Origin of the sequence: Enterobacter sp. DTU_2021_1002640_1_SI_PRY_ASU_LCPMC_013, assembly GCF_032389435.1 — a bacterium.
GTDB classification, from domain to species: domain Bacteria; phylum Pseudomonadota; class Gammaproteobacteria; order Enterobacterales; family Enterobacteriaceae; genus Enterobacter; species Enterobacter hormaechei_C.
The window spans coordinates 496,459-521,454 of the sequence record NZ_CP135594.1; the positions used below are offsets into that span (position 1 = coordinate 496,459).

At 57.7% G+C, this 24,996-nt stretch carries 25 protein-coding genes; 19 read left to right on the forward strand and 6 right to left on the reverse strand.

The window, feature by feature from the left end:
• Window positions 1-345 (forward strand): gamma-glutamylcyclotransferase, encoded by a 345-nt coding sequence (locus RS584_RS02390; RefSeq protein ID WP_017383925.1) that lies wholly within the window; start codon window positions 1-3, stop codon window positions 343-345.
• Between the two features lie 130 nt (window positions 346-475).
• Here RS584_RS02390 and ppa read toward each other — a convergent pair whose 3' ends face one another.
• Complete coding sequence (gene ppa, locus RS584_RS02395; protein ID WP_047364829.1) at window positions 476-1,006, reverse strand: inorganic diphosphatase; 531 nt, start codon at window positions 1,004-1,006, stop codon at window positions 476-478.
• A gap of 309 nt (window positions 1,007-1,315) precedes the next feature.
• On the opposite strand from ppa, the gene ytfQ reads away from it, so the two are divergent.
• From ytfQ to RS584_RS02420, 5 genes are all read left to right on the forward strand, one after another.
• Window positions 1,316-2,272: a galactofuranose ABC transporter substrate-binding protein YtfQ gene (gene ytfQ, locus RS584_RS02400; RefSeq protein ID WP_017383924.1), complete on the forward strand. Its 957-nt coding sequence runs from the start codon at window positions 1,316-1,318 to the stop codon at window positions 2,270-2,272.
• Window positions 2,273-2,375: 103 nt separating this feature from the next.
• Window positions 2,376-3,878 carry a galactofuranose ABC transporter, ATP-binding protein YtfR gene (ytfR, locus tag RS584_RS02405; RefSeq protein WP_047637823.1) on the forward strand — a complete coding sequence of 501 codons (1,503 nt, stop codon included), beginning with the start codon at window positions 2,376-2,378 and terminating at the stop codon, window positions 3,876-3,878.
• Between the two features lie 10 nt (window positions 3,879-3,888).
• Window positions 3,889-4,914, forward strand: coding sequence for a galactofuranose ABC transporter, ATP-binding protein YtfT (ytfT, locus tag RS584_RS02410; protein ID WP_017383922.1), 1,026 nt, complete (start codon window positions 3,889-3,891; stop codon window positions 4,912-4,914).
• Window positions 4,901-5,902, forward strand: a complete 1,002-nt coding sequence (gene yjfF, locus RS584_RS02415) for a galactofuranose ABC transporter, permease protein YjfF (protein WP_017383921.1) — start codon at window positions 4,901-4,903, stop codon at window positions 5,900-5,902. Before ytfT ends, yjfF begins: the two co-directional genes overlap by 14 nt.
• Window positions 5,903-5,995: 93 nt before the next feature.
• Window positions 5,996-7,564, forward strand: a complete 1,569-nt coding sequence (locus tag RS584_RS02420) for a methyl-accepting chemotaxis protein (RefSeq protein WP_015572503.1) — start codon at window positions 5,996-5,998, stop codon at window positions 7,562-7,564.
• A 36-nt stretch (window positions 7,565-7,600) separates the two neighbouring features.
• Here RS584_RS02420 and fbp read toward each other — a convergent pair whose 3' ends face one another.
• Window positions 7,601-8,599: a class 1 fructose-bisphosphatase gene (fbp, locus tag RS584_RS02425; protein ID WP_003856070.1), complete on the reverse strand. Its 999-nt coding sequence runs from the start codon at window positions 8,597-8,599 to the stop codon at window positions 7,601-7,603.
• A gap of 179 nt (window positions 8,600-8,778) precedes the next feature.
• Here fbp and mpl point away from each other — a divergent pair, with 179 nt between their 5' ends.
• The gene (gene mpl, locus RS584_RS02430) at window positions 8,779-10,152 is read left to right on the forward strand and encodes a UDP-N-acetylmuramate:L-alanyl-gamma-D-glutamyl-meso-diaminopimelate ligase (RefSeq protein WP_017694649.1); all 1,374 of its coding nucleotides are present in this window, start codon (window positions 8,779-8,781) and stop codon (window positions 10,150-10,152) included.
• 91 nt (window positions 10,153-10,243) lie between these two features.
• On the opposite strand, the gene yjgA is transcribed toward mpl, so the two are convergent.
• Window positions 10,244-10,795 carry a ribosome biogenesis factor YjgA gene (gene yjgA, locus RS584_RS02435; protein ID WP_017383918.1) on the reverse strand — a complete coding sequence of 184 codons (552 nt, stop codon included), beginning with the start codon at window positions 10,793-10,795 and terminating at the stop codon, window positions 10,244-10,246.
• 95 nt (window positions 10,796-10,890) lie between these two features.
• Between yjgA and pmbA the strand changes: the two genes are divergently transcribed.
• Window positions 10,891-12,243, forward strand: coding sequence for a metalloprotease PmbA (gene pmbA, locus RS584_RS02440; protein WP_315748870.1), 1,353 nt, complete (start codon window positions 10,891-10,893; stop codon window positions 12,241-12,243).
• Window positions 12,244-12,286: 43 nt separating this feature from the next.
• Complete coding sequence (cybC, locus tag RS584_RS02445; protein WP_010427378.1) at window positions 12,287-12,673, forward strand: cytochrome b562; 387 nt, start codon at window positions 12,287-12,289, stop codon at window positions 12,671-12,673.
• A 70-nt stretch (window positions 12,674-12,743) separates the two neighbouring features.
• On the opposite strand, the gene RS584_RS02450 is transcribed toward cybC, so the two are convergent.
• On the reverse strand, window positions 12,744-12,899 hold the full coding sequence (locus tag RS584_RS02450) for a Hok/Gef family protein (RefSeq protein WP_017383916.1): 156 nt from the start codon (window positions 12,897-12,899) through the stop codon (window positions 12,744-12,746).
• Window positions 12,900-13,315: 416 nt separating this feature from the next.
• Between RS584_RS02450 and RS584_RS02455 the strand changes: the two genes are divergently transcribed.
• From RS584_RS02455 to RS584_RS02500, 10 genes are all read left to right on the forward strand, one after another.
• Entirely contained in the window at window positions 13,316-13,654 is a 339-nt protein-coding gene (locus RS584_RS02455) for a PRD domain-containing protein (protein ID WP_026080657.1), read from the forward strand.
• A gap of 10 nt (window positions 13,655-13,664) precedes the next feature.
• Window positions 13,665-14,027, forward strand: coding sequence for an SFCGS family glycine-rich protein (locus RS584_RS02460; RefSeq protein ID WP_006810339.1), 363 nt, complete (start codon window positions 13,665-13,667; stop codon window positions 14,025-14,027).
• 2 nt (window positions 14,028-14,029) lie between these two features.
• Complete coding sequence (locus RS584_RS02465) at window positions 14,030-14,329, forward strand: DUF4312 family protein (RefSeq protein WP_108367487.1); 300 nt, start codon at window positions 14,030-14,032, stop codon at window positions 14,327-14,329.
• 22 nt (window positions 14,330-14,351) lie between these two features.
• A complete protein-coding gene (locus RS584_RS02470) occupies window positions 14,352-15,128 on the forward strand; it encodes a DUF4311 domain-containing protein (RefSeq protein WP_315748871.1) in 777 nt (258 codons plus the stop codon).
• A 13-nt stretch (window positions 15,129-15,141) separates the two neighbouring features.
• On the forward strand, window positions 15,142-15,783 hold the full coding sequence (locus RS584_RS02475) for a DUF4310 family protein (protein ID WP_015572508.1): 642 nt from the start codon (window positions 15,142-15,144) through the stop codon (window positions 15,781-15,783).
• A 42-nt stretch (window positions 15,784-15,825) separates the two neighbouring features.
• Window positions 15,826-16,959, forward strand: coding sequence for an amidohydrolase/deacetylase family metallohydrolase (locus RS584_RS02480; protein WP_315748872.1), 1,134 nt, complete (start codon window positions 15,826-15,828; stop codon window positions 16,957-16,959).
• Complete coding sequence (locus tag RS584_RS02485; RefSeq protein WP_315748873.1) at window positions 16,943-18,061, forward strand: DgaE family pyridoxal phosphate-dependent ammonia lyase; 1,119 nt, start codon at window positions 16,943-16,945, stop codon at window positions 18,059-18,061. Before RS584_RS02480 ends, RS584_RS02485 begins: the two co-directional genes overlap by 17 nt.
• Window positions 18,058-18,798, forward strand: coding sequence for a 2-dehydro-3-deoxy-phosphogluconate aldolase (dagF, locus tag RS584_RS02490; protein WP_058687202.1), 741 nt, complete (start codon window positions 18,058-18,060; stop codon window positions 18,796-18,798). The genes RS584_RS02485 and dagF overlap by 4 nt, the downstream gene beginning before the upstream one ends.
• Window positions 18,799-18,913: 115 nt before the next feature.
• Complete coding sequence (locus RS584_RS02495) at window positions 18,914-20,050, forward strand: lactonase family protein (RefSeq protein ID WP_315748874.1); 1,137 nt, start codon at window positions 18,914-18,916, stop codon at window positions 20,048-20,050.
• A gap of 19 nt (window positions 20,051-20,069) precedes the next feature.
• On the forward strand, window positions 20,070-21,980 hold the full coding sequence (locus RS584_RS02500; RefSeq protein ID WP_017383912.1) for a BglG family transcription antiterminator: 1,911 nt from the start codon (window positions 20,070-20,072) through the stop codon (window positions 21,978-21,980).
• Window positions 21,981-22,012: 32 nt separating this feature from the next.
• On the opposite strand, the gene nrdG is transcribed toward RS584_RS02500, so the two are convergent.
• Window positions 22,013-22,477, reverse strand: a complete 465-nt coding sequence (gene nrdG / locus RS584_RS02505; protein ID WP_045344392.1) for an anaerobic ribonucleoside-triphosphate reductase-activating protein — start codon at window positions 22,475-22,477, stop codon at window positions 22,013-22,015.
• A gap of 140 nt (window positions 22,478-22,617) precedes the next feature.
• On the reverse strand, window positions 22,618-24,756 hold the full coding sequence (gene nrdD / locus RS584_RS02510) for an anaerobic ribonucleoside-triphosphate reductase (protein WP_015572514.1): 2,139 nt from the start codon (window positions 24,754-24,756) through the stop codon (window positions 22,618-22,620).
• Window positions 24,757-24,996: the final 240 nt, after the last annotated feature.

Below are 24,996 nucleotides of genomic sequence, written 5' to 3' on the forward strand. Positions count from 1 at the left end.
ATGCGAATATTTGTTTACGGCAGTTTACGAACCAGGCAAGGCAACAGCCACTGGATGACCAACGCCCAGTTGCTGGGAAATTACACAATCGAAAACTACCAGTTGTACAGTCTGGGCCACTATCCAGGCGCGGTTCCGGGGAACGGAACGGTACAGGGTGAGGTTTATCGTATTGATAATGCTACGCTGGCCGAACTTGATGCCTTGCGCACCAGGGGCGGTGAATACGCTCGCCAGTTGATCCAGACGCCTTATGGCAGTGCATGGATGTACGTGTACCAACGTTCGGTCGACGGGTTAACGTTGATTGAAAGCGGTAACTGGTTAGACAGAGACCAGTTCTGAAAAACGACAACGCCACCTTACGGTGGCGTTGTCGTTTTGCGCCGTAGGCCCGAGCAAGCGAAGCGCCGCCGGGCGCATCGACAGGCACAAAAAAGCCCCGACGCGCGGGGCTTAGTCTCAGCAGTAAGAATTACTTCTTAGCAGCACGCTCGTAAGAGGCGATGATTTCTGCTTTCGCCGCTTCTGCGTTATCCCAGCCTTCAACTTTAACCCATTTGCCTTTTTCGAGATCTTTGTAGTGCTCGAAGAAGTGGGCGATCTGCGCTTTCAGCAGCTCTGGCAGGTCGTTCACATCTTTAATGTGATCGTACTCTTTGCTCAGCTTGGTGTGCGGTACGGCAACCAGTTTCGCATCTTCACCCGCTTCGTCAGTCATTTTCAGCACGCCAACAGGACGGCAGCGAATGACGGAGCCTGGCTGCAATGGGTATGGCGTTGGGACCAGTACGTCAACCGGGTCACCGTCCAGAGACAGAGTGTGGTTGATGTAGCCGTAGTTGCACGGATAGAACATGGCGGTAGACATGAAACGGTCAACGAACAGCGCACCGGTGTCTTTGTCGATTTCGTATTTGATTGGATCTGCGTTGGCCGGGATTTCGATCACAACGTAGATGTCTTCTGGCAGTTCTTTACCCGCAGGGACGTTGAGTAAGCTCATGTCGGTGTCCTTTAAAATGGATGGTAAACAAGTGGCAGGTATTATAGCCAACTGGCGCTGAAAGTCTCCGCCTGTTTTCGTCTTCTCTCCCTCGCGCCTTCACTTTTCAGACCGTTTCCATGACAGGATAATCCATAAACTCAGCCGCATTTTAAATGTTGAAATGAAAGCGATTACAAACTTGTGATTAACGTTTTATTCACTTTTCTGAAGTGTGATGTAACGCAATCCGTAACATATTCCATTGGCTATAGTTCATCCTCGGAACATCTTTTAACCAACAATAACCTACCCTACGAGGACGTTCATATGTGGAAGCGCTTACTTCTTGTTACAGCAGTTTCGGCAGCCATGTCGTCTATGGCGATGGCCGCACCCTTAACCGTTGGATTTTCGCAGGTCGGATCTGAATCTGGCTGGCGCGCCGCTGAAACGAATGTGGCGAAAAGTGAGGCCGAAAAGCGCGGTATTACGCTGAAAATCGCCGATGGTCAGCAAAAGCAAGAGAACCAGATTAAAGCGGTGCGCTCGTTTATCGCTCAGGGCGTGGATGCCATCTTTATTGCCCCGGTTGTCGCCACGGGCTGGGAGCCGGTGCTGAAGGAAGCCAAAGATGCTGAAATTCCGGTCTTCCTGCTCGACCGTTCCATCGACGTAAAAGACAAATCTCTCTATATGACCACCGTCACCGCCGATAACGTGCTGGAAGGCAAACTGATTGGTGACTGGCTGGTGAAGCAGGTGGATGGCAAGCCATGTAACGTGGTTGAGTTGCAGGGCACCGTCGGGGCAAGCGTGGCTATCGACCGTAAGAAAGGTTTCGCGGAGGCCATCGCCAAAGCACCAAACATTAAGATCATCCGTTCTCAGTCCGGCGACTTCACCCGTAGCAAGGGTAAAGAGGTCATGGAAAGCTTCATCAAGGCAGAAAATAACGGCAAAAATATCTGCATGGTTTACGCCCACAACGACGACATGGTGATCGGCGCCATCCAGGCCATCAAAGAAGCTGGCCTGAAGCCGGGCAAAGATATCCTCACCGGCTCGATCGACGGCGTACCGGACATCTACAAAGCGATGATTGACGGCGAAGCGAACGCCAGCGTGGAGCTGACGCCAAATATGGCGGGCCCGGCATTCGATGCGCTGGAGAAATTCAAGAAAGACGGCACCCAGCCTGAGAAGTTGACCATCACCAAATCCACGCTCTACCTGCCGGACACGGCGAAAGAAGAGTTAGAGAAGAAGAAAAATATGGGCTACTGATCCAGTGAAATTGCCGGGTGGCGCTGCGCTTACCCGGCCTACGATACGCTCTTTTGTAGGCCGGATAAGCGTAGCGTCATCCGGCCTGATGCAGGGGGAAACCATGACCACCGAACAACACCAGGAAATCCTCCGCACAGAGGGCCTGAGTAAATTTTTCCCTGGCGTTAAGGCGCTGGATAACGTTGATTTCAGCCTGCGGCGTGGGGAGATCATGGCGTTGCTCGGCGAAAACGGGGCGGGGAAGTCGACGCTGATTAAAACCCTGACCGGGGTCTATCACGCCGATCGCGGCGCTATCTGGCTGGAAGGTAACGCCATTTCGCCCAAAAACACCGCGCATGCCCAGCAACTGGGGATCGGCACGGTCTACCAGGAAGTGAACCTGCTGCCAAACATGTCGGTAGCGGATAACCTGTTTATTGGCCGCGAACCCAGACGTTTTGGCCTGCTGCGCCGCAAAGAGATGGAAGCGCGCGCCGCGAAGCTGATGGAATCGTATGGCTTCTCTCTCGACGTGCGCGAACCGCTGAACCGTTTTTCCGTAGCGATGCAGCAGATCGTCGCGATCTGTCGCGCTATCGATCTCTCGGCGAAAGTGCTGATCCTCGATGAACCCACCGCCAGCCTCGATACCCAGGAAGTGGAGATGCTTTTTACCCTGATGCGCCAGCTGCGTAATCAGGGCGTCAGCCTGATTTTCGTGACGCATTTCCTCGATCAGGTTTACGAGGTGAGCGACCGTATAACGGTGCTGCGCAACGGCAGCTTTGTCGGCTGCCGGGAAACCCGCGAGCTGCCGCAGATAGAGCTGGTCAAAATGATGCTGGGCCGCGAGCTCGAGACCAACGCGCTTCAGCGCGCGGGCCGTACGCTGCTGAGCGAAAAACCGATCGCCGCGTTTCACGATTACGGCAGAAAAGGGACCATCGCGCCGTTTAACCTCGAGGTACGCCCCGGTGAAATTGTGGGTCTGGCGGGGCTGTTAGGCTCCGGGCGCACCGAAACCGCCGAAGTCATCTTCGGGATCAAACCTGCCGACAGCGGAACGGCGCTGATCAAAGGCAAACCACAAACGCTACGTTCACCGCATCAGGCGTCGTGCCTCGGCGTGGGCTTCTGCCCGGAGGACAGGAAAACGGACGGGATTATTGCCGCCGCCTCGGTGCGGGAAAACATCATTCTGGCGCTACAGGCCCAGCGCGGCTGGCTGCGTCCGATCCCTAAGCGCGAGCAGAACGCGATTGCCGAGCGCTTCATCCGCCAGCTCGGTATACGTACCCCGAGCGCGGAACAGCCCATCGAGTTCCTCTCGGGCGGTAACCAGCAGAAGGTTCTCCTCTCGCGCTGGCTGCTCACCAGGCCGCAATTCCTGATCCTCGACGAGCCCACGCGCGGTATCGACGTGGGCGCGCACGCCGAAATCATCCGGCTTATCGAAACGCTCTGCGCCGACGGTCTGGCGCTGCTGGTTATCTCATCTGAGCTGGAGGAGCTGGTCGGCTATGCCGATCGCGTCATCATCATGCGCGATCGCAGGCAGGTGGCAGAGATCCCGCTGGATAAACTGTCGGTACCGGCGATCATGAATGCCATCGCGGCGTAAGGAGTCAAATGTGATGTCCCGTTCTCTTTCGCAAACTGGCGAAGCGAAGCGCCGCTTCACCTGGCCGACCGGCACGCCGCAAATCGTGGCGCTGCTGCTGGTGCTGCTGGTGGATAGCCTGGTGGCTCCGCATTTTTTCCAGATCGTCGTGCAGGATGGCCGCCTGTTTGGTAGCCCGATCGACATCTTAAACCGTGCCGCGCCAGTGGCGCTGCTGGCGATTGGTATGACGCTGGTCATTGCCACCGGCGGGATCGACCTCTCCGTCGGTGCGGTAATGGCGATTGCGGGCGCCACCGCCGCCTCGATGACCGTCGCCGGGCACAGCCTGCCGGTGGTCCTGCTGGCCGCGCTGGGTTCCGGCGTGCTTGCCGGGCTGTGGAACGGCATTCTGGTTGCGGTGCTCAAGATCCAGCCGTTTGTCGCGACGTTGATTTTGATGGTGGCCGGGCGCGGTGTGGCGCAGCTTATCACCTCCGGTCAAATCGTCACCTTTAACTCCCCAAGCCTGGCGTGGATCGGCAGCGGTAATTTTCTGTTCTTCCCGACGCCGGTGATCGTCGCGCTGGTGACGCTGGTGGTGTTCTGGCTTTTCACCCGCAAAACGGCGCTCGGGATGTTCATCGAAGCGGTGGGGATTAACATTCGGGCCGCGAAAAACGCCGGGGTAAATACGCGGCTGATGGTGATGCTGACTTACGTGCTGAGCGGCGTCTGTGCTGCGATTGCCGGGGTGATCGTGGCCGCCGATATTCGCGGAGCGGATGCCAATAACGCCGGACTCTGGCTCGAGCTGGATGCGATCCTCGCGGTGGTTATCGGCGGTGGATCGCTGATGGGCGGACGTTTTAATCTGCTGCTCTCGGTGGTGGGGGCGTTGATTATTCAGGGTATGAATACCGGTATTTTGCTCTCCGGGTTCCAGCCGGAGCTGAATCAGGTCGTCAAAGCGGTCGTGGTGCTTATCGTGCTTATCGTGCAGTCGCCGCGCTTTATCACTCTCATTAAGGGGAACCGCGGTCATGATAAAACGTAATTTGCCGTTAATGATCACGCTGGGCGTGTTCGTGCTGGGGTACCTCTATTGCCTGACCCAGTTTCCGGGCTTCGCCTCCACGCGGGTGATTTGCAACATCCTGACCGACAACGCCTTTTTAGGCATTATTGCCGTCGGCATGACGTTTGTGATCCTCTCCGGCGGGATCGATCTCTCCGTTGGGTCGGTGATCGCCTTTACCGGCGTGTTCCTTGCCAAGGCGATTGGCTTTTGGGGGATTTCGCCGCTGCTGGCTTTTCCGCTGGTGCTAGTCATGGGCTGCGCGTTCGGCGCCTTTATGGGGCTTTTGATCGATGCGCTGAAAATCCCGGCCTTTATCATCACCCTCGCCGGGATGTTCTTCCTGCGCGGCGTGAGCTATCTGGTGTCGGAGGAGTCAATTCCGATAAACCATCCGATCTACGACACGCTCTCCAGTCTGGCGTGGAAAATCCCCGGCGGGGGGCGCCTGAGCGCAATGGGGCTGCTGATGCTGGGCGTGGTGGTGATCGGGATCTTCCTCGCCCACCGTACCCGATTTGGTAACCAGGTTTATGCCATTGGCGGCAGCGCCACGTCCGCGAACCTGATGGGAATTTCCACGCGCAGCACGACTATTCGCATCTACATGCTTTCGACCGGGCTGGCCACCCTCGCGGGGATTGTATTCTCGGTTTATACCCAGGCAGGCTATGCCCTGGCGGGGGTGGGCGTTGAGCTGGACGCCATTGCCTCGGTAGTGATTGGCGGTACGCTGCTCAGCGGCGGAGTGGGGACAGTCCTCGGCACGCTGTTTGGCGTGGCGATCCAGGGGCTGATTCAGACCTATATCAACTTCGACGGCACGCTCAGCTCCTGGTGGACCAAAATCGCCATCGGCATTCTGCTGTTTATTTTTATCGCGCTCCAGCGCGGCCTGACGGTGCTGTGGGAGAACCGCCAGAGCTCGCCTGTTACCCGGGTGAATACATCTTTAACAGAGCGATAACATGCTGAAATTGCTTAAACTCTAAACATTTTCCGGTAGCGGCCGATATTCTTTTTTTATGCCCAGAAATATCTCGCTACCGGAAATAACATCATGCTTAAAACGCTATCGATTCGTACCGGCTTGCTCTCTTTACTGGCCGTTATGACCCTTCTGCTGCTGATTGTCAGCGGCATCGGCATTTATGCCCTTACACAAAGTTCCGCTTCTCTCCAGCGCATCAATCATCTTCAGGGTGAACAGATGGTGCAGCTGAATGCCGGCTATACGCTGATCCTGCGCGCGCGTAACGAAGCGGGGCAGGCCGTCCGCATGATGGAGGTCGGCCTGCTGGACGATGCGGCCAGGGCGGTCAAAACCATTAACCAGGAAGTGGCGCTGGCACAGAAAACGCTGAAGGACGTGATCGGCAGTGGCGTGGCGGATGAGCAGGGTCAAAAGCTGCTGGATAACGTTGCCGCGAGCCTGGCGGTGTACAACCAGCAGGGTATCAGCCCGATGCTGAAAGCCCTGAACGAGCAAAGCGCGGACAGCTATTACGATCTGCTGGAAAACAAGCTGGTCCCGGTGGCGAAGCAGTTTGATAACGATATGCAGGCGTTCCAGGCATGGAGCGAGGCGCGCGGCAAAGCGGAGGTGAGCGCCGTGCAGGCGAGTAAAACCCGCGTGCTGATCCTGATTATCGTCGCGGCGCTGCTGACGGCTGGCATTATCGTGCTGGCCTGGCTGGTGCTGCGCCATATGCTGCTCAAGCCGCTTTCAGCCTCGATTGCCCAGCTGGAACATGTGGCGGCCGGGGATTTAACCCATACCCTGAACGCGCCGGCGAGCCAGGAATTTAATCGCCTTAACGCGGCGATCGAAGGGATGCGCCAGTCGCTGATGGACTCGGTTCTGCGGGTGCGTGACGCCAGCTCGCAGATTGATACCGGCAGCCGCGAGCTGACGGCCGGGAATATGAACCTGGCCCAGCGCACGGAATCCACCGCCACCTCGCTGGAGCAGACGGCCGCCAGCATGGAAGAGATCACCGCCACGGTGAAACTTAACGCCGATAACGCCGAGCAGGCGCACCAACTGGCGAAGTCGGTCTCCGATACCGCCGATCACGGCAGTGAAATGGTCTGCTATGTCATTGAGAAGATGCGCGACATCTCCGGCAGTTCGGCGCGCATCGCCGATATCCTGAGCGTCATCGACGGCATTGCCTTCCAGACCAATATTCTGGCGCTGAACGCCTCCGTTGAAGCGGCGCGTGCGGGTGAGCAGGGGCGAGGTTTTGCGGTCGTGGCGGGTGAGGTGCGTAATCTCGCCAGCCGCAGTGCTGATGCGGCGAAAGAGATCCGCTCGCTTATCAGCGATTCGCAAACCCACGTGAACGAGGGCAGCGAGCTGGCGCAGCAGGCCGGTGAGACGATGGACGAGATCGCCACCGAAGTACTGCGTATGACCAAACTGATGCGTGAAATTGCGACGGCGTCCCAGGAGCAGAGCCGCGGTATTGAGCAGGTGAATATCGCCGTCAATCAGATGGATGAAACGGCGCAGCAAAATGCGGCGCTGGTCCAGCAATCATCTGCGGCTACACGTTCCCTGGAGGAACAGTCGCGCGAGCTGATGGAAGCGATGGCTTCCTTCAAGCTGACGATGCAAACGGCCTGAAAAAAAGGGAGCCTGCCTGGCTCCCCTTTTCGTGCGTTACGCGTCCGGGAATTCGCGGATCATGCGTTCAACGTCATCCACCATATGGCGGTTGCCGACGAAGAATGAACGGCGCTGGTGCAGGCTTTCCGGCACGATATCCAGAATACGCTCTTTACCGTCGCTCGCCTTGCCGCCTGCCTGTTCGGCCAGGAACGCCATCGGGTTGCACTCGTACAGCAGACGCAGTTTTCCGTCCGGGTGGCTGGCGGTGCTTGGGTAGAGGTAAATACCGCCCTTCAGCAGGTTACGGTGGAAATCCGCCACCAGCGAGCCGATGTAGCGCGAGGTGTACGGGCGCTGGGTGGCTTTATCCTCTTCCTGGCAGAATTTGATGTACTTCTTCACGCCGTTCGGGAATTTGATGTAGTTGCCTTCGTTGATGGAGTAGGTGTTGCCCTTCTCCGGGAAGCGCATACGCTCCTGGCACAGGCAGAACACGCCCAGGGACGGATCGTAGGTAAAGGCGTGTACGCCGCAGCCGGTGGTGTACACCAGCATGGTGGACGAGCCATACACCACATAACCGGCAGCAACCTGTTTACTGCCCGGTTGCAGGAAGTCTTCTTCCGTCACCGGTGTGCCAACCGGCGTGACGCGACGGTAGATGGAGAAAATGGTACCGACAGAAACGTTAACGTCGATGTTGGAGGAGCCGTCCAGCGGATCCATCAGAACAACGTATTTCGCGTGTTCACACCCTTCGAATACGACGATCTCATCTTCTTCTTCAGAGGCGATACCCGCAACGATGTCGCGCGCGCGCAGTGCAGCTTTCAGTTTTTCATTGGCGAACAGGTCGAGTTTCTGCTGAACCTCACCCTGAACGTTCTCGGCACCGCTGGCACCCAGGATATCGACCAGACCGGCCTTGTTGATATCGCGGTGGATGATCTTAGCGCCCAGCTTTATTGCCGACAGCAAAGCAGTGAGCTCACCCGTAGCATGAGAGAACTCGTGCTGCTTCTCGACAATAAATTCACCTAACGTTTTCATAACACTTTCCCTGCATCTTATGTTGAGTAAAGCGGTTGATGTCCAACAATCTTAACAAACATTCAAATATTAGCGCAGAGGTGAATCGCGCCAGCAAAATACGGATTTACCCGAAATGCGTTTCACAGCCGCTGACATGTGAGTAAAATGTGCGCCACATTGAAGAAGGATAGTGACGTATGCGCATTCATATATTGGGGATTTGTGGCACTTTCATGGGCGGACTGGCAATGCTGGCGCGCTCGCTGGGCCATGAAGTGACAGGTTCGGACGCCAATGTGTATCCGCCGATGAGCACGCTGCTCGAGAAGCAGGGAATTTCTCTGATTCAGGGATATGACGCCAGCCAGCTGGAGCCGCAGCCGGATCTGGTGATCGTGGGTAACGCCATGACCCGTGGGAATCCATGCGTTGAAGCGGTGCTGGAACGCAATATCCCGTACATGTCTGGCCCGCAGTGGCTGCATGATTTTGTCCTGCGCGACCGCTGGGTCGTCGCCGTTGCCGGGACGCACGGCAAAACCACCACCGCCGGTATGGCGACCTGGATCCTCGAAGCCTGCGGCTACAAGCCGGGCTTCGTGATCGGCGGCGTACCGGGGAATTTCGACGTCTCCGCGCGTCTGGGCGACAGCCCGTTCTTTGTGATTGAAGCGGATGAATACGACTGCGCGTTCTTCGACAAGCGCTCCAAGTTCGTGCATTACTGCCCACGCACGCTGATCCTCAACAACCTTGAGTTCGATCACGCGGATATCTTTGACGACCTGAAAGCGATTCAGAAACAATTCCACCATCTGGTGCGCATTGTTCCGGGTCAGGGCCGCATTATCCTGCCGGAGAACGACATCAACCTGAAGCAGACTATGGCGATGGGGTGCTGGAGCGAGCAGGAGCTGGTTGGCGAGCAGGGGCACTGGCAGGCGAAAAAGCTCAACGCGGATGCCTCCGAATGGGAAGTGCTGCTCGACGGTGAGAAAGTGGGCGAGGTGAAGTGGGGCCTGGTGGGCGAGCACAACATGCACAACGGCCTGATGGCAATCGCCGCGGCGCGTCACGTGGGCGTACTGCCTGCGGATGCCGCTAATGCGCTGGGCTCGTTTATCAACGCCCGTCGCCGTCTGGAGCTGCGCGGTGAAGCCCACGGCGTTACCGTGTATGACGATTTCGCGCACCACCCAACGGCCATTCTGGCGACGCTTGCCGCATTGCGTGGCAAAGTTGGCGGCACCGCGCGCATTCTGGCCGTGCTGGAACCGCGTTCGAACACCATGAAAATGGGCATCTGCAAAGACGATCTTGCGCCGTCCTTAGGACGTGCCGACGAAGTCTTCCTGCTGCAACCGCAGCATATTCCATGGCAGGTGGCCGAAGTGGCAGACGCCTGCATTCAGCCGGCGCACTGGAGTGCGGACGTGGATGTCTTAGCGGATATGGTGGTGAAAGCCGCACAGCCTGGCGATCACATTCTGGTGATGAGCAACGGTGGGTTTGGTGGGATCCATCAGAAGCTGCTGGACGGTCTGGCGAAGAAAGCCGCGGCCGCAGAGTAAAAAAAGCCCGGTGGCGCTAGCGCTTACCGGGCCTACGTTCTTCTCTTCTCCCTCTCCCCTTTGGGGAGAGGGTCAGGGTGAGGGGAACAGATTACTCTTCGTTCTCAGACAGCTCGCGCAGATACTGGAAAATCAGGCGCGCAGACTTCGGCGGCTTATTCCCTTCTTTCTCTTTCTTCGCGTTGCGGATAAGCGATCGCAGCTGCTGGCGGTCGGCATTCGGCCACAGGTTCAGCACTTCAGGTACCGCGTCATCACCTTGGTCGATCAAACGATCGCGGATCTGTTCCAGCTTATGGAACAGCGCAACCTGCTGGTTGTGGCGGTTTTTCAGTTTGTCCAGCGCCTGACGGATCGGCTCCACGTCGCGCTGACGCAGCAGTTTCCCGATAAGCTGAAGCTGGCGGCGACGCCCTTCTTTCTTGATTTTCTGTGCCAGTTCAATGGCATCACGCAGATCCTGGTCGAGCGGGATCTTATCCAGCGCGTTTTTACCCAGTTCTACCATTTCTGCGCCAAGCTGTTTTAACTCTTCGGCGTCACGTTTAATTTCACTTTTACTGACCCAGATGATCTCATCATCTTCGTCTTCGATGTCATCACCGGGAACGTCGTCGAGCCAGTCTTCGGGCTGCTTAGTCATGTCAGGCTCCTTAAAAAAAGAGGCTAATGTTACCAGTTAAGACGCGCACTGAAAAACGGTTCTCTGTTAGACTTCACTTAACTCTCTCTTACAGTATGGCATTTGCGATGAAAGTAACCTCACAAGTTGAAGCGCAGCGTAAGATCCTGGAAGAAGCCGTCTCCACCGCGCTGACGCTCGCTTCAGGTAAATCAGATGGCGCCGAAGTGGCGGTCAGCAAAACCACCGGCATTAGCGTGAGCACCCGCTATGGCGAAGTGGAGAATGTAGAATTTAACAGCGATGGCGCGCTGGGGATCACGGTGTATCACCAGAATCGTAAAGGCAGCGCGTCGTCTACCGATCTCAGCCCGGATGCCATCGCCCGTACGGTGCAGGCGGCGCTGGATATCGCGCGTTACACCTCCCCGGATCCTTACGCTGGCGTGGCTGATAAAGAGCTGCTGGCGTTTGACGTGCCGGATCTCGATCTGTTCCATCCGGCGGAAGTGACGCCGGATGAAGCCATTGAGCTGGCCGCGCGAGCCGAGCAGGCCTCTTTGCAGGCTGACAAACGCATCACCAATACCGAAGGCGGCAGCTTTAACAGCCACTACGGCATCAAAGTGTTTGGTAACTCCCATGGCATGTTGCAGGGGTACTGCTCAACCCGTCACTCGCTTTCCAGCTGCGTCATCGCCGAAGAAAACGGCGATATGGAGCGTGATTACGCGTATACCATTGGCCGCGCGCTGGGAGATTTGCAGTCTCCGGAGTGGGTGGGAAAAGCGTGCGCCGAACGCACGCTGTCACGTCTTTCGCCGCGTAAACTCTCCACCATGAAAGCGCCGGTCATTTTTGCCAACGAAGTGGCAACCGGCCTGTTTGGTCATCTGGTGGGAGCGATTGCGGGCGGTTCGGTGTACCGTAAATCGACCTTCCTGCTCGACTCGCTGGGCAAGCAGATCCTGCCGGAATGGCTGACCATCGAAGAGCACCCACACCTGCTGAAAGGGCTGGCCTCTACGCCGTTCGACAGCGAAGGCGTGCGCACGGAACGTCGTGATATCGTGAAAGACGGCATTCTGACCCAGTGGCTGCTGACCAACTACTCCGCGCGTAAGCTGGGGCTGAAAAGCACCGGGCACGCGGGCGGCATTCATAACTGGCGCATTGCCGGACAGGGCCTGAATTTTGAACAGATGCTGAAAGAGATGGGCACCGGCCTGGTGGTCACCGAGCTGATGGGGCAGGGCGTGAGCGGTATCACCGGCGACTACTCTCGCGGCGCAGCGGGCTTCTGGGTCGAAAACGGTGAAATTCAGTATCCGGTGAGCGAAATCACCATCGCCGGCAACCTCAAGGACATGTGGCGCAATATTGTTACGGTCGGTAACGATATTGAAACACGCAGCAATATTCAGTGTGGTTCTGTATTACTGCCGGAGATGAAAATCGCCGGGCAATAATCCCCGTAAGAGCGTGATTAATAATAAAAAAAGGAAGTGAGCAATGCGTAAACACCTGTTAGCGATCGTCGCGGCTTCAACGCTGGTTCTTGGCTCGTCTGCGTTTGCTGCCGATCTCGAAGACAACATGGACATCCTCAGTGAAAACCTGAAGGTGGTGCAGAAAACGGACAATGCGGCGGACATGAAAGACGCATTGACTAAAATGCGTGAAGCCGCGCTGGATGCGCAAAAAGCGACGCCGCCGAAGCTGGAAAGCAAAGCGGCAGACAGCGCCGAGATGAAAGACTACCGCCACGGTTTTGACGTGCTGGTCGGCCAGATTGACGGCGCGCTGAAGCTGGCGAACGAAGGCAAAGTGAAAGAAGCCCAGGCGGCAGCCGATCAGTTTGTCGCGACCCGCAACACGTACCACAAAAAGTATCGTTAATTGGGTGCCTGAGCTGTACGTCCTCTCCCCGTATGCGGAGGCGCATCATGCGCCCCCGCATCGTTGCTCCCTACTTGCCGGAGCGACAATCCATCCGCGCTGTCACTTCAAGCGAGCCGTTACGAAAACGGATCTCGCACAGTGTTTTCCTCGTCACCAGCGTTAAGATGATTATTGTCAAAGAAATAATCATCAAAACCCCGATACTTGGGTTTCTGCGTTTCATGGATGCCTCCTTGCTTTTAAGCGGGCGAGGTAGCGAACTCCACGGTGTGACGTGTCGTTTCGAGCCCCCGCCCTGATTTTTTATCAGGCGGGGCTTTCCACTTTCCGTCCCATGCCTGAGACGGTCAGTCTCAAGCACCCGCCGCCACTCTAGCGGATCCCCATAAGAAAACCTTATCCACGTCACATTTCTACGAGCCTGCTCGTAATCTTTTCCACTCCGCTTACCAGTCTAATGCCGCGTAATAGCGTGATATTCATCACGTAAATCCAGCGATTTATACAGATTCACCGCATTTATGTGGCACAGATCACTGCCGCTGCTCGCCTTTCCACTTCGAAGTGGAAAACAACTCGCTACAAACAATTCCCCCTCGACGTTAGTTTTATTCCAGAGCCATTAACGGGGTAAGACGAGTGATTAACGGAGCGGTAATGAACGACGTTGGGGAACAGGCGGTGCAAACAGAACAGCTCGCGAACACCATGCTTCAGCAGGTCTACGCCCTGCTGGCCCGGCACAACATCATTCCCAACGCGGTACAGGAGCAGATGCTGACCTCCCACGTTCGCGCAATGGCGCACCGGTCCGTGACCGGCGAGCCGCTGCCGGAGGTTGAAGCAGAGCTGTTCGACGAAATTTCACCAGATTCAATGCAACTCGCCCGTGAAGTGGTAGCGCAGTTCGGCAACCTTCCTGATGAAGAGGCCTGGCTGCTCTCCGTTCACTTCGAAGTCGCGAAAGACAACCTTTAAGGAGCAACACATGGAACAGATTACAGTCGTGATTGGCGATCGCCTGGGTAAAGGTCAGAAAGTGGCTGCGGGTGTGGAAAAAGCCGGCGGACGCGCGGTTGTCGTACCGGGCATGGCAGCGGATATGAAGCTCGGTGACGTGATGAAAGCAGAAAACGCCACCTTCGGGATCTCCTTCTGCGGCAGCGGCGGCGCGGGCGCCATCACCGCTCAGACCAAATATGGCTACAAGGCCAAATACGGCATGCGCTCCGTGGATGAGGGGGTGACCGCCATAAACGAAGGCTGCAACGTGCTGGGCTTTGGCTTTATGGATAAAGAAGAGCTGGGCGAGCGTCTGGTACAGGCGTGGCAGAAGAAATACGGCGCGTAAGCATGAAAGAACATTTCACAACCACGGTGAGAGTGAAGGGGAAGGGCGACGCCAAAGCGCGCGCCTTTGCCGACGCCCTCAACCACGTTCAGGCTGCGGTGATGAAAGCCTCACCGCATATCTTACTGCGTATTGAGCCACAGGATGTGCAGGTTGTTCAGGCGCAAGAAGCGGTGCGAAAAGAAGCGTTTCTGTTCTTCTTTTTGCGCCGGGAAAGACGCACCTACAGCGTGGAGCTGGATGTGACCGTCAACGTGACCGCCATCAATCTCGACCAGGTGGATTTTGTCACGCAACGCTGATTATTCATAAAAGGGCAGACTGATGTTCTTAATTATATTAATAAAATCGCTCATCATTGGCGGCCTGGTTGGCGTCGGTGTTGGCGCCGGGGCTGCACGCATGTTTCATGCGCCTACCACTCAGGGTATGGGCGCGTTTCGTACGTTGGGGGAACTGAACTCCTGCGAAGGGGATCCGGCGTCCCACTTCTCCTTTGGGTTAGGTTTCTTCTTTAACGCCTGGGCCTCTTCCGTGGCCGCAGGTGCCTTCACACAGGACGTTGACCACCGCATCATCCCCAACTGGGGTGCTGCTGCACTGATGATTAAAAACCGTAACGTCGGTGAAACGCTGCATGACCCGCGCAAAATGGCGATTGCCTGCGGCATCATCGGCATGATTGTTGTGACCTTCCTTAACCTGACCGCCTCCTCCGTTCCGGCAGCGCTTCAGGTGACCGCCGTGAAGGTGCTGGTACCGGCGGCGAACCTGCTGGTCAACACCGTGATGCCGGTGATCTTCTGGCTGGCGGCCATCGACGCGGGTAAAAAATCGGGCTTCTGGGCCACCATCTTTGGCAGCGCGGCACAGCTGATCATGGGTAACGCCGTACCGGGTCTGGTACTGGGTATTCTGATTGGTAAAGGTGTTGAAGAGAGTGGCTGGAACCACGTCACCAAAGTGATGATGGCGGCGATCGTTCTGCTCTTTGTGCTGAGCGGCTTCTTCCGCGGTTTCGACATGAAGATGATCGAATCCTTCCATCTGACCGTGCCGAACTGGCTCGACATGATCCACAACTCGCTCAGCGGTAAATAACAGGAGCCTCTAAATGGAACAGAATAAAGGTTTTTGGTATGCCGACTGGTCGTTCCCGATCTTCGTTGGCCTGCTCTCCTCCGGCGTCTTTGCCGGGACGCACATGTACTACCTCTACGGCATCGGCGCGTTTAACGAAGTGGCCTTCGTGGCGATGCTGAAAGCGGGAATCGATACCGGCGTCTACGGCGCGGTGGCGGCATTTGGCGCGAGCTTCCTGTTCGCCCGAATTATCGAAGGGTCGCTGGTGGGTATTCTTGATATCGGCGGGGCGATCCAGACTGGCGTAGGCCTCGGCGTACCGGCGCTGCTGCTGGGCGCGGGGATCATGTTCCCGGTGACCAACTTCATTGCCGCGCTGATTACCGGCCTGGTGATTGGCCTGGCGATTGGCTACGTCATCATCCTGGCGCGTAAGTTCACCATCAATCAGAGCAACTCCACCTACGGCGCAGACGTGATGATGGGCGCGGGTAACGCCTCCGGCCGCTTCCTCGGGCCGTTGATTATCCTCAGCGCCATGACCGCCTCCATTCCAATCGGCGTCGGTTCCCTGGTAGGCGCGCTGCTGTTCTACATCTGGCAGAAGCCGATTACCGGTGGCGCCATCCTCGGCGCAATGATTTTGGGCTGGCTGTTCCCGGTCGCCCTTTAATACCCGCGGGCGCTTCGGTGCCCGCCTTATCAGGAGAACCCCATGTTTGATCTACTCCTGCGCCGTGCGCGCCTCGCCGACGATACCCTGACCGATATCGCCATCCAGGACGGGAAGATTGCCGCGACAGGCGACATTGACGCTCCTGCCCGCAAAACGGTTGAGCTGAACGGTGACGTGTTCGTCAGCGCGGGCTGGATTGACTCCCACGTCCACTGCTACCCGAACTCCCCGATTTACCACGACGAGCCGGACAGCGTGGGCATTGCCACCGGCGTCACCACCGTGGTGGACGCGGGCAGTACCGGAGCCGACGACGTGGACGATTTTTACGCCATCACCCGCAAAGCCTCCACCGAGGTGTTTGTCCTGCTGAACATCTCCCGCGTGGGGCTGATCGCCCAGAACGAGCTGGCCAACATGGCGAATATTGACGCCGATGCGGTGAAGCAGGCGGTGACGCGCCACCCGGATTTTATCGTTGGCCTGAAGGCGCGCATGAGCAGCAGCGTGGTCGGTGAAAACGGCATCACCCCGCTGGAGCGCGCGAAAGCGATTCAGAAAGAGAACGGCGACCTGCCGCTGATGGTGCACATCGGCAACAACCCGCCTAACCTCGATGAGATTGCCGAACTGCTGAGCTCCGGTGACATCATCACCCACTGCTACAACGGCAAGCCTAACCGCATTCTGACGCCCTCCGGCGAGCTGCGCGCCTCCATCACCTCCGCCCTGAAGCGCGGCGTGCGCCTGGACGTCGGTCACGGCACGGCGAGCTTCAGCTTTGAGGTGGCGAAGCGCGCCATTGCGATGGGCATTCTGCCGCATACCATCAGCTCGGATATTTACTGCCGCAACCGCATCAACGGCCCGGTCGGCTCGCTGGCGAGCGTGATGTCGAAATTCCTCGCCATCGGCATGTCATTGCCGCAGGTGATTGACTGTGTCACGGCCAACGCCGCCGACGGCCTGCGCCTGACGCGCAAAGGCCGCATTCAGCCTGGCCTCGACGCCGATCTGACGCTGTTTACGCTCAAGCGCCAGCCGACGGTGCTGACGGATGCCGAAAACGACAGCCTACAGGCTGAACACATTCTGATGCCGCTTGCCGCGATCCGCGCGGGCAAGGGCTACATGACCGAACAAGGGAGCACGGAACATGCCTTCGATTTATGAGAAGTACAACTTAAAGCAGGTTATCAACACCTCTGGCCGCATGACGGCGCTGGGTGTCTCCACGCCGCGCCTGGAAGTGGTGCAGGCGGCGATGGACGGCATGAATCACTATTTCGAGATGAAGGATCTGGTCAATAAAACCGGGGAATACATCGCGAAGCTGCTGGAGGTGGAAGGGGCGACGGTGGTCTCCTGCGCGTCGGCGGGCATTGCCCAGTCCGTGGCGGCGGTGCTGGTGAAAGACAGCGACTGGCTGCTGGAAAACCTGCACGTCACACCGATAGAAAACAACGAAATCGTCCTGCCGAAAGGCCACAACGTGAACTTTGGCGCGCCGGTGGGCACCATGGTGGCGCTGGGCGGCGGCAAGCTGGTGGAGGCGGGCTACGCCAACGAATGCTCTGCCGATCAGCTGGCGGCGGCGATCACTCCGCGCACGGCGGCGATCCTCTACATCAAATCGCACCACTGTGTGCAGAAAAGCATGCTCAGCGTCGAGCAGGCGGCGGTCGTGGCGCGTAAACACGACTTACCACTGATCGTTGACGCCGCGGCGGAAGAAGATCTGCATACCTATTACCGATCCGGCGCCGATCTGGTGATCTACAGCGGCGCGAAGGCGATCGAAGGGCCAACCAGCGGGCTGGTGATCGGCAAAACCCAGTACGTTGAGTGGGTGAAGCGTCAGACGGCGGGCATTGGCCGCGCGATGAAGGTGGGCAAAGAGGGTATCCTGGGCCTGACCTGCGCCATCGAACACTACCTGACGGCGACCAAAGAGAGCGGGGCCGAGATGGTGGCGAAGATGACGCCGTTTATCGACGCGCTCAACACCCTGAACGGCGTGACCGCGCGCGTGGTCTGGGACAGCGCCGGTCGCGATATCGCCCGTACCGAGATTAAGTTCGACGAAGCCGCTACGGGCGTCGGCACGGGCGATCTGGTGGCGAAGCTGAAACAGGGCGAATACGCCATTTACTTCCGTGGCTATAAGGCCAACGAAGGGATTATCGAGGCGGACGTGCGCAGCGTGAATGCTGACCAGCTGAACATCGTGTACCGCCGCATTAGCGAAGTATTAGGACAGGAGAAAAACGCATGAAACTGACCCCCAACTTTTACCGTGACCGCGTCTGCCTGAACGTGCTGGCAGGCTCAAAGGCCAACGCCAGCGCCATTTACGAGGCGGCGGAAGGTCATGTGCTGGTGGGCGTGCTCTCCAAAAATTACCCGGACGTGGCGAGCGCGGTTGCGGACATGCGCGAATACGCCGCGCTGATTGATAATGCGCTCTCCGTGGGGCTGGGCGCGGGCGACCCGAACCAGTCGGCGATGGTGAGTGAAATCTCCCGCCAGGTGCAGCCGCAGCACGTTAACCAGGTCTTTACCGGCGTGGCCACCAGCCGCGCGCTGCTGGGGCAGAATGAGTCCGTGGTCAACGGTCTGGTCTCCCCGACCGGCACCGTCGGGATGGTGAAAATCTCCACCGGCCCGCTGAGCAGCAACGCGCCTGACGGCATCGTACCGGTTGAAACGGCTATCGCCCTGCTGAAAGATTTCGGCGGCAGCTCCATCAAGTACTTCCCGATGGGCGGCCTGAAATGCCGTGACGAATACCAGGCAGTGGCGGAAGCCTGCGCCCGTCACGACTTCTGGCTGGAGCCGACCGGGGGAATCGATCTGGAGAACTTCGAGGCGATCTTGCAGATCGCCCTGGATGCGGGCGTGAGCAAAATCATCCCGCATATCTACAGCTCGATTATCGACAAGGCCAGCGGCGACACGCGCCCGGAAGACGTGCGCACGCTGCTGGAGATGACGAAGAAGCTGGTTAAGTAGAACCTGCCCCTCACCCTAACCCTCTCCCACCGGGAGAGGGTACCTTTACCCCCTCTCCCTTTGGGAGAGGGCTGGGGTGAGGGGAAACAAACTGCACACACCCGAAGGAGCCACCATGCACACCCGTACCCTGCTTGTCGCTTCACTCTCTTTACTTGCTACCTCTGCAATCGCTCAAACCCAGTACGCCTGGGTGGGCACCTATAATCCGAACGGTGAAGGGCTGTACCGCTTTACCGTCGATCCGCAAACCGGTGCGCTGAACGATAAAACACTGGTGAGCAAACTGCCGAACGCCGCGCAGTTAACCGTCTCACACGACGGCAAAACGCTGTATCTGGCAAGCGAAGTGGAGCAGGGCGTGGTGCAGGCGCTGCGCATCGGTGATAACGGCGCGCTGAGCGAGCTGAATCAGGTGTCCTCCGGCGGCGCGGGGCCGGTGTATCTTTCCCTGACGCCGAACGGCAAACATCTGCTGGTGGCAAACTACGTCAGCGGAACTGTCGCGGTGCTGCCCGTTAACGCAGACGGCAGCCTGGGCGATGCTACGGACACCCATCAGGACAAAGGCGAACCGGGCGCGGCGAAGCCGGAAGCTGCCGTCGAAGGCAGTTTCGCCATCAGCGATCATAACGGCCCGCATGCGCACATGATCGCCGCCGATCCGGGCGGGAAATACGTTTTTTCCACCGATCTGGGGCTGGATCGCATCTATCAGTACCATTTTGACGATCAAACCGGGAAGCTGACGCCGAACGATCCGCCATTTATCAGCGTCTCCTCAAAAGGGGCCGGGCCGCGCCACTTCGTCTTTACGCCGAAAGGCGATGCCCTGTGGCTGATTAACGAAGAGGCGTCTACGCTCACCCATTATGCGCTGGACAGTAATGGCAGGCTGAAAGAGGGTAAAACGGTTTCAGCCTTGCCGGACGGTTATAAAGGCACCAGTTTTGCTGCCGGGCTGGCGCTAAGCGCCGACGGGAAACAGCTGTATGTCGCTAACCGTTTGCATAACAGCATCGGGCACTTTACCGTAACGGCAGAGGGTACGCTGACGCATCAGGATGATGTCTGGACGCGCGGCGACTATCCGCGCACCCTGACGCTCGATAAGCAGGGTCGCTGGCTGTACGTCATGAACCAGCGCAGCGACAACATTACCCGTTTCCGCGTGGCGCCGGACGGCAAGCTGAGCGCCGAGCCAGACTATACCCCGGTCGGCAGCCCATCCCAGATGGTCATTTCACCCTGAGCAGTAAGAGGACAACGACGTGCGATTTCCGAACCAACGTTTAGCGCAACTTTTCGATCTGTTGCAAAACGAGACGCTGCCACAGGATGAGCTGGCGCAGCGGCTGTCGGTCTCCACGCGAACCGTCCGGGCGGATATCACCGCCCTGAACGCGCTGCTGGCCAGCCACGGCGCGCAGTTCATTTTGAGCCGGGGCAACGGCTATCAGCTCAAAATTAATGATGTGGTGCGCTATCAACAATTGCAGGCGTCCCACCCGCGCGCGCTGCGTATTCCGCGAACCGGACCGGAGCGCGTGCACTATCTGGTGGTGCGTTTTCTGACGTCAGCCTTTTCCCTCAAGCTGGAGGATCTGGCCGATGAGTGGTTCGTCAGCCGGGCCACGTTGCAGAGCGACATGGTGGAAGTGCGTGAGTGGTTTCACCGTTACAACCTGACGCTGGAAACCCGCCCGCGCCACGGGATGAAGCTGTTTGGCAGCGAGATGGCGATCCGCGCCTGCCTGACCGACCTTCTGTGGGAGCTGGCGCAGCAGGACAGCCTGAACCCGCTGGTGACCGACGTGGCGTTGAACGCGGGCGTGGCGGAAAAGATGGTGCCGGTGCTGCACGATGCGCTGACGCGCCATCACATTCGCCTGACCGATGAAGGCGAGCTGTTCCTGCGCCTGTACTGCGCGGTGTCGGTGCGGCGCATCAGCGAGGGGTATCCGCTGCCGGAATTCCACGCGGAAGACGTGGAAGAGAACGTGCGTGAGGCGGCGAAAGATATCGCGGTGGCTATCCAGGAGCTGGCGGGCAAAGCGCTTTCGCCGTCAGAAGAGAGCTGGCTGTGCGTGCACATTGCGGCGCGGCAGATCCAGGAGATCGCCCCCAGCGCGATTAATGCCGACGACGACGAAGCGCTGGTCAACTACATTCTGCGCTACATCAACACCCACTATAACTACAACCTGCTGAGCGATGAGCAACTGCATGCAGATCTGCTCACGCACATCAAAACCATGATTACCCGCGTGCGGTATCAAATCATGATCCCCAATCCGCTGCTGGATAACATCAAGCAGCACTACCCGATGGCGTGGGATATGACCCTCGCGGCGGTGTCGAGCTGGGGCAAATACACCCCGTATGTGATCAGCGAAAACGAAATTGGTTTTCTGGTGCTGCATATCGGCGTCGGGCTGGAGCGCCATTACAATATCGGCTACCAGCGCCAGCCGCGGGTGCTGCTGGTGTGCGACGCCGGTAACGCGATGGTGCGTATGATCGAGGCGGTACTTCAGCGTAAATACCCGCAGATTGAGGTGACGCGCACGCTCACCCTTCGCGAGTACGAGCTTGCCGATGCCATTGGCGAAGACTTCGTGATCTCCACCGCCCGCGTGAGCGAAAAATCCAAACCGGTGGTGATGATCGCCCCGTTCCCGACCGATTATCAGTTGGAGCAGATCGGCAAGCTGGTGCTGGTGGATCGCACCCGCCCGTGGATGCTGGAAAAATACTTCGACGCGGCCCATTTCCGCATTCTCGACAAGCCTGTCGACCAGCAAACGCTGTTCCGCGAACTGTGCGGGCAGCTTGAAGGGGAAGGTTTTGTCGGCGCGGAGTTTCTGGAATCGGTTATCGAGCGTGAAGCCATCGTCAGCACCATGCTCGGCGACGGCATCGCGCTGCCGCACTCCCTCGGGCTGCTGGCGCAAAAAACGGTGGTCTACACCGTGCTGGCGCCGCAGGGCATTCAGTGGGGAGATGAAACCGCCCATGTCATCTTCCTGCTCGCCATCAGCAAAAGCGAGTACGAAGAGGCAATGGCGATTTACGACATCTTTGTCACCTTCCTGCGTGAACGCGCGATGGCGCGCCTGTGCCAGTGCGAGAATTTTGCGGCGTTTAAGGCTGAGGCGATGGAGAGTTTGAGTCGGTTTTGACGTTCAGGCGGACAGAGGATATCCGCCTTCATTCAACGCAGATGATGCACAACCTGGTTGCTGCTGCCGCGCCAGATAAGCATAGGATCTTTTAGATCCTGCACGAACTTGCCGTCGACCAGGACGTTAATTAGATCCACTACTTCCATCTGCTGCGCATTCAGTTCATCCAGCTTATAGCCCGTCCAGACCCAGATGTCTTTTCCCGCGCACTCGCGGCGGATGCGTTTTACCAGCTTCAGGATCTCCGGCACGTTTTGCGGATGGAGCGGGTCGCCGCCGGAGAGCGAGATCCCCTGGCGTTTGATGCGCGTGTCGTTCAGGTCGTTGATGATGCGGTCTTCCATCTCAGCGGTAAACGGCATACCCGAGTTCAGGCGCCAGGTGCTTTTGTTGTAGCAGCCGGGGCACTCGTGAACGCAGCCTGATACAAACAAGGTACAGCGGGTGCCGGGGCCGTTGACGATGTCGACGGGGTAGTACTGGTGATAGTTCATAGCGTTAACCTGATGCCCTCACCCCGGCCCTCTCCCACAGGGAGAGGGAGAAAACCGGTGGCCGGAATAACAATTTGCTCGATCGGTTCCCTCTCCCTTGAGGGAGAGGGGTAGGGTGAGGGGGAAACCCTGCGCAGAACTTACCCGATCTGCCCATTCCCCAAATGTTTCACCCTGCGCTTCACCTCTTCCTGCTTCCCGGCGTTAAACGGACGCGCATCCGGGCTGCCGAGGTAGCCGCACACGCGGCGGGTCACGGAGACGCGGGCTGCATCGTGGTTACCGCATTTCGGGCAGGTGAAGCCTTTGCTGGTGCACTCGAACTCACCGGTAAAGCCGCACTCGTAGCACTCGTCAATTGGCGTGTTGGTTCCGTAGTACGGCACGTGCTGATAGCTGTAATCCCACACGTCTTCCAGCGCCTTCAGGTTGTGCTGAATGTTCGGGTACTCGCCGTAGCAGATAAAACCGCCGTTCGCGATGGGCGGATAGGCCGCTTCAAAGTCGATCTTGTCGTACGGGTTCACCTTCTTCTCCACATCGAGGTGGAAGCTGTTGGTGTAGTAACCTTTGTCGGTCACGCCTTCCACGATGCCGAACTCGGCGGTGTCCAGACGGCAGAAGCGATCGCAGAGGTTTTCGCTCGGCGTGCTGTACAGGCTGAAACCGTAGCCAGTTTCCTCTTTCCACTGGTCTACCGCATCGCGCAGGCGCTGCACAATCGCGATACCTTTCTCACGCAGGGCGTCGTTGTCATAGATGTGCTTGTCGCCAAACAGCGCGTTAATCGTTTCGTGAATGCCGATATAGCCAAGAGAGATCGATGCGCGACCGTTTTTGAAGATCTCCGACACATCATCGTCCGCCTTCAGGCGCACGCCGCAGGCTCCTTCCATATAGAGAATTGGCGCGACGCGGGCTTTCACCCCTTCAAGACGGGCGATGCGGGTCATCAGCGCCTTACGTGCCAGCTGTAAACGTTCATCCAGCAGCGTCCAGAAGGCCGCTTCATTCCCTTTAGCTTCCAGCGCGATGCGCGGCAGGTTCAGGCTGATGACGCCCAGGTTGTTGCGCCCGTCGTGGATCTGCTCGCCGTTCTCATCTTCGTACACGCCAAGGAAACTGCGGCAGCCCATTGGCGTTTTAAACGAACCGGTGACTTTCACCACCTGGTCGTAGTTGAGGATGTCCGGGTACATACGCTTGCTCGCGCACTCCAGCGCCAGCTGCTTGATGTCATAGTTCGGATCGCCAAACTTGTGGTTCAGGCCGTCACGAATGGCGAACACCAGTTTCGGGAACACCGCCGTTTTACGGTTTTTACCGAGGCCGGAGATGCGGTTGCGCAGAATAGACTGCTGGATCAGGCGTGATTCCCAGCTGGTGCCGAGGCCAAACCCGAAGGTCACAAACGGCGTCTGGCCGTTGGCGGTGTGCAGCGTGTTTACCTCATATTCCAGCGACTGGAACGCGTCGTAGCACTCTTTCTCGGTGCGGGAACGGGCGTAACCGTCGGCATCCGGGATCTGCCACTCTTCCGCCGTTTTACGGTGTTTGTTGAAGCTCTCGGCCACGAACGGGGCCAGCACTTCATCGATGCGGTTAATGGTGGTGCCGCCATAGATGTGGCTCGCCACCTGGGCGATGATCTGCGCCGTGACCGCCGTCGCGGTGGAGATGGATTTCGGCGGCTCAATCTCGGCGTTACCCATTTTAAAACCGTGGGTCAGCATGCCTTTCAGGTCGATCAGCATGCAGTTAAACATCGGGAAGAACGGCGAGTAGTCGAGATCGTGATAGTGGATCTCACCGCGCTCGTGCGCAGACACCACGTCGCGCGGCAGCAGGTGCTGGCGGGCATAGTGCTTGGCGACGATACCGGCCAGCAGGTCGCGCTGGGTTGGGATCACTTTGCTGTCTTTGTTGGCATTTTCATTGAGCAGCGACGAGTTGGTTTGCTCCACCAGGCCGCGGATCTCCTGGTTCAGGCGACCGCGTTTCTCACGCTGGACGTCACGGTCGTGACGATACTCAATGTAGGCGCGCGCCAGCTGCTTGTACGGACCAGACATCAGCTGGTTTTCAACCGCGGTCTGGATCTCGTTGATATCCACCTGGCTGCGTTCATGCATCTGGCTGCTAACGACTTCTGCGACGGTGGCGCAGTAATCTGCGTCATCGACTCCCGCTGCTTTAGCTGCACGCAGAATGGCTTCTTTGATGCGCTCTGATTTAAACGGCACTTTACAGCCATCACGTTTCATCACATGCGGTGTCATGATCACTCCATTTTAAAAACAGGTTATCCACAAAGGTGGAGAAGTATTCACCGGACGTATTCCTCGCCGCGGCAAAGACTTCCCGCGTGCCCAGCTCGTGTTATCCACAATTCCGGCCAGCGTTCGCGCCGTCTTGTTGTTGGAATAGTAGACGATAAATACAAGATGTTGGGTCGGTGTGCATTTTAAGTGCTACATATAGTGATTTGCATCAAACAAGTTTGCGATTTTTTTGATGCA